Annotated in this window: 5 protein-coding genes, 3 tRNA genes and 1 pseudogene (1 of these 9 only partly in view); 6 read left to right on the top strand and 3 right to left on the bottom strand. The window is 32.3% G+C overall.

Annotated features, from left to right (window positions below; all coding sequences use genetic code 11):
• Together A2255_02555 and A2255_02550 are read right to left on the bottom strand one after the other, a co-directional pair.
• Positions 1–351, bottom strand: a pseudogene (locus A2255_02555) (F0F1 ATP synthase subunit beta); it reaches 1,080 nt to the left of the window's first position.
• A 155-nt stretch (positions 352–506) separates the two neighbouring features.
• Positions 507–848 (bottom strand): hypothetical protein, encoded by a 342-nt coding sequence (locus A2255_02550; GenBank protein OGI21376.1) that lies wholly within the window; start codon positions 846–848, stop codon positions 507–509.
• Positions 849–1,260: 412 nt separating this feature from the next.
• Between A2255_02550 and A2255_02545 the strand changes: the two genes are divergently transcribed.
• From A2255_02545 to A2255_02535, 3 genes are all read left to right on the top strand, one after another.
• Entirely contained in the window at positions 1,261–2,217 is a 957-nt protein-coding gene (locus A2255_02545; GenBank protein OGI21383.1) for a D-arabinose 5-phosphate isomerase, read from the top strand.
• A gap of 39 nt (positions 2,218–2,256) precedes the next feature.
• Complete coding sequence (locus A2255_02540; GenBank protein ID OGI21375.1) at positions 2,257–2,769, top strand: hypothetical protein; 513 nt, start codon at positions 2,257–2,259, stop codon at positions 2,767–2,769.
• A gap of 392 nt (positions 2,770–3,161) precedes the next feature.
• The gene (locus A2255_02535) at positions 3,162–3,356 is read left to right on the top strand and encodes a hypothetical protein (GenBank protein ID OGI21374.1); all 195 of its coding nucleotides are present in this window, start codon (positions 3,162–3,164) and stop codon (positions 3,354–3,356) included.
• Positions 3,357–3,368: 12 nt separating this feature from the next.
• On the opposite strand, the gene A2255_02530 is transcribed toward A2255_02535, so the two are convergent.
• Complete coding sequence (locus A2255_02530) at positions 3,369–3,953, bottom strand: hypothetical protein (protein OGI21373.1); 585 nt, start codon at positions 3,951–3,953, stop codon at positions 3,369–3,371.
• 195 nt (positions 3,954–4,148) lie between these two features.
• On the opposite strand from A2255_02530, the gene A2255_02525 reads away from it, so the two are divergent.
• The 3 genes from A2255_02525 to A2255_02515 all read left to right on the top strand — a co-directional run bounded on the left by A2255_02525 (position 4,149) and on the right by A2255_02515 (position 4,511).
• Positions 4,149–4,222, top strand: a tRNA-Pro gene (locus A2255_02525).
• A gap of 45 nt (positions 4,223–4,267) precedes the next feature.
• Positions 4,268–4,340: transfer RNA gene (locus A2255_02520), tRNA-Gly, on the top strand.
• A gap of 95 nt (positions 4,341–4,435) precedes the next feature.
• Positions 4,436–4,511, top strand: a tRNA-His gene (locus A2255_02515).
• Positions 4,512–4,551 lie beyond the last annotated feature (40 nt).

Below are 4,551 nucleotides of genomic sequence, written 5' to 3'. Positions count from 1 at the left end.
ATCAGTTACAATAGGTCCGCCCTCATCAACGGGTTCACCAACAACATTCAATATTCTGCCTAAAGTAGCAGTTCCAACAGGAACTTTAATTGATTCACCTGTGTTTATTACCTTCATACCTCTGGATAGGCCATCAGTACTGGACATTGCTACAGATCTAACTCTGTTTTCACCAAGAAGCTGTTGAACTTCAGTAACTAAATTAAATTTCTTACCATTTGGAGCAACATCATCAACTATTAAAGCATCATAAATTTCTGGTAATTCTCCGTTTGGAAACTCAACGTCTACTACAGGTCCTATAATCTGAGATATTACTCCGACTGATTTTTCTTGAATTACTGTTGACATAAGCATCCTTCCATCTATATCAAAATATTTTATTATCCTCAAACTTCATCCTATTATACGACTATTTTAAATTTCAAGCTAATGAAAAGTTAAAGGCAGCTAATTAAATTAATTAGAGCTGCCTTAACAATAGTAAGAAATAAAATTTCGAATTATTAAGCGATATTATCAAGTAATAACTGATCTTTATTGTAAATTACTACTACATTATTAAGATTTAATAGCTCAATAAACCTTCTTACTTGCTTATCTTGCACCACAATATACACTTTTCCGTTTATAAACTCTAAAAAGTGATAAGTAGAAGCTAAAACACCTATTTTAATACTGCTTAAAAAGCTTAATTCAGATAAATCAAGTATTACGTTACGTTTACATTCTTTTGAAGAAACAAATTTTTTTATTTCTTCAAGTACTTCCTTAATGTCTCTATGTGCAGAATTGCTGGGCTTAATAAAAGCAATATTCTTTCTCAATTTTGCCGTTTTTAAAAGCATATATTCCCAACTCAAATAACTAATTTCTCATATAATATGTATATCGACGAATTATTAAAAAACTTTAACATTTTTTAAAACTTCTTAATATACTTTTAAAAAATCCACTGAAGTCAGCTTAAATGCTTAGAAAAATTAACATTAATTACTAAATAATTGCAATTTATTCTTAACCAGCAATAATATTAGTAAAGGTAAATTGGCAATTATCCAGATTCTGTTTGGAGGAATCTAAGACTCAAGAAATGGACAAGACATCTCATAATAACGTGAGAATTTGCCTTAACCACCTCAGAATGATGGTTCACATTAACTGGAATGATTGATGACTCAAGAATGTGGCTTGGCCACCTGGAGGTAAAAAGTGATCGATACTTTAAAAGTAAAGCAAGTAAATGAATCACAAAATGAAATTTTGAATCTAGCTAAAGAAGTTTTAGATATAGAATCCACATCCATAATAAAATTAAAAGATAGACTAGAAAAGACTTTTCTACAAGCTGTTGAGATATTATATGGCTGTAAAGGCAGAGTTATTGTTACAGGAATGGGCAAGTCAGGTATTATCGGCAAAAAAATTGCAGCAACTTTCTCAAGCACAGGTACCCCTTCATTTTTCTTACATCCAGCAGAAAGCACTCACGGTGATTCAGGGGTAATGACAAGAGATGACATAGTTATTGCTATTTCAAACAGCGGTGAAACAGGCGAATTGCTTCAGTTATTACCATTAATAAAAAGATTTGATCTAAAATTAATAGCCTTAACAGGAAAAACTTCATCAACTTTAGCTCAAAAGAGTGATGTTACTTTAGATATTTCCGTAGAAAAAGAAGCCTGTCCATTAGGGTTAGCACCAACTGCAAGTACAACAGCAACTTTAGCAATGGGAGATGCGTTAGCAGTCTGCTTACTTCATAAAAGAGGCTTTACTCCGGAAGATTTTCTGCTTTTCCATCCATCAGGAAGCCTTGGGAAAGGAATTCTTTATAAAGTTGAAGACCTGATGATAAGTGGTGATTCATTGCCAGTAGTTAATATTAATGATAAATTCCAGGATGCAATTATAGAGATAACAAATAAAAAACTTGGTGTTGCTGTTGTGGTTGATGAAAATGGTAAAACTCAAGGTGTTTTAACAGATGGAGATATCAGACGCACAGTAATAAAATGCCAGAATATATCTGGAATAATAGTTAAAGAGGTAATGACCAAGAATCCGAAAATCATAGAAAAAGATGCTCTTGCTGCAAAAGCCCTACAAATAATGGAAAAACATTCAATTACATCCATTGTCATAAATCATGGAGATGGAACTCCTGAAGGCATGGTACATATTCATAATTTGCTAAAAGCAGGAGTTGCATAAGCTATAATAATTGTAGATACTAATAAACTTGGAAGATTTATGAATATAGAAGATTTAAGAATAAAAGCCTCAAAAATAAAGCTCATAGCCTTTGATGTTGATGGTGTTTTGACCAATGGTAGCATAACATACACCGATAAAGGTGAAGAAATAAAAACTTTTGATGCAAAAGACGGGCACGGTATGGCTTCACTTAGAGTTAACGGATTTATAACAGCTATTATTACGGCCAGATCTACTCCTATAGTTGAAAAAAGAGCAAAAGATCTCGATGTAGTTCATGTTTATCAGGGAGCAAAAAGGAAAATTGTTGCTTTAGAAGAGCTTATGAGTATTTATAGTCTGGATTTTTCTGAAATAGCTTATGTTGGAGATGACATGCCGGATGTTTGTATTCTGGAAAAAGTAGGTATGGCTTGTTGTCCTGCTGATGCTGTTGATGAAGTTAAAAGCCTTTGTCATTTTATATCTACAAAACCTGGTGGAAAAGGTGCGGTTAGAGAAATTTCTGATTTTATTGTGGCTAACAAAAAAGCAAAGATACTTAATTAAGATAAATTCAATGTTCAAAAACTACTAAAATAAACAAGTAATAAAAAATGCGTAAGAATTTTTTATTACTTGTTTAATAGCTGAACATATGAAGCAGCCTACAAAAATCACAAAAGATTTTTCATCAAAATCTTTTGTGATTTTTTCCGCTGTCCTTATTCCTGTTATTTTATTATTAAGAGCTCAAAATAGTGATAATAAGATATAAAATAAGCAATTATATTGGTCTTATTTTTCAATCTTTCTATAAACAGATTTGATCAATCACAAATGTATAATTCAAGTTAATTAAATTTCATCTAAAAGGGCAATTTTTTATTGTTTTTTGTTTTTATATGAATATAATAAACTAGTTTTAAGTTTTATTAAAAAGATAAGGAGAAGTTTAAATTATGCAAGATTATTTAAATTCAGCTTCTGCTCGTATGTCGGCTGAGTATGCAAAACATGATGTTAGAGGTGCCGGCAAATGTTATCAAAGCCCTTATAATCCATCTATTCCTGTAACTAGTGCCCAGGATGTAGTAAATATATCCAAGGCTAAAGCTAAACAAGAAGAATTAAATCAAATAAAAAAAGCACAATAGAGGTAATTCTAGTTATTTCTCTACTTTAAATAGCATTTTGTATAAATATTGCTCTTGATAAAGATTAATTTCAAAATATTTTCCACTATCAACCATTGAGCTAGTAATATGGTATCTTGGTGCTGGTGGTGGCTTCCTATAACGTTTAAAAGGCCACCCTATCACTCTTTTTATACCGCTTCCTACCTTTTTTATAAAAGATTTTTTTGGTTGTTCAACCTTTGGATAAGCTGTTTCAGGGTTTATTAACTGTTTTTCATAAATGGGAATTAGAGCAGCTATTTTTCCATTTTGTTTAAACATTACAAAATCATAGTTACTTCTATTTTTAGCAGTTATCAGATAATAACCAGGACCAATTTTTACGTCTTTACAGCTTAATTTTACTGAAATCCTCATTAACGGATAAGGAGACTGGATATAATCTTTATAATCAACAATCTCGTCAGGATCTTCATTATGATCATAATAAATATCAGTCAGGACAGGTAAATTATTATAAATTGAATCATAGCTAATTTTTTCAGCAGCAATTATAGATGCTGGATTCAGCAAGAAAATGAGACTTAAAAAAGTTAAAAATAGTATTTTTTTCATAATTTTTCAAAACCTGTTTATTATTATTTTATATAAGCTTTAAAAATAATGGAAGCAAAAAGGCGAACCGGATGGGAAACTATAGTTAAGAAGCTGGTTTAAATTGAATGCATTTCTTTAAAAAAAGGAACAAAGCCATACTTGACAACGTCAAAGTAGTTTGGTTAAACTTATCATGTAAGTTTGACAAAAGAACGGGATGTAGCGCAGCTTGGTAGCGCACCTCGCTTGGGACGAGGGGGTCGCACGTTCGAATCGTGTCATCCCGATTCTTAACAAAATTCAGGCAGATAAAATCCCAAGGCCATTTATCTGCGGGTGTAACTCAGTTGGTAGAGTATCTGCCTTCCAAGCAGACTGTTGCGAGTTCGAGTCTCGTCGCCCGCTTTTTAAAACCCTTTATATACAGGTTATAAAAAGAAAACTCGCAAAACCTGTAACGAAAATTAAATCGTTTTGGTTTTGTTACATTACTAAATATGGCGGGTGTCGCCAAGTGGTTAAGGCCCCGGATTGTGGTTCCGGTATTCGTGGGTTCAAGTCCCATCATCCGCCCCATTATTTTTTAAGAAACGCCTACAGGGCGTTTTTTGTGTTT

The organism is Candidatus Melainabacteria bacterium RIFOXYA2_FULL_32_9, from assembly GCA_001784615.1.
In the GTDB taxonomy this organism is placed as follows: domain Bacteria; phylum Cyanobacteriota; class Vampirovibrionia; order Gastranaerophilales; family UBA9579; genus UBA9579.
Note: the sequence above shows the minus strand (reverse complement) of the source record. Positions and strands in the feature narration are given on the sequence as shown.

Coding starts and splice junctions, on each gene's coding strand:
- A2255_02550 (OGI21376.1), bottom strand. CDS start 848: ATGCTTTTAAAAACGGCAAAATTGAGAAAGAATATTGCTTTTATTAAG.
- A2255_02540 (OGI21375.1), top strand. CDS start 2,257: ATGAATATAGAAGATTTAAGAATAAAAGCCTCAAAAATAAAGCTCATA.
- A2255_02535 (OGI21374.1), top strand. CDS start 3,162: ATGCAAGATTATTTAAATTCAGCTTCTGCTCGTATGTCGGCTGAGTAT.
- A2255_02530 (OGI21373.1), bottom strand. CDS start 3,953: ATGAAAAAAATACTATTTTTAACTTTTTTAAGTCTCATTTTCTTGCTG.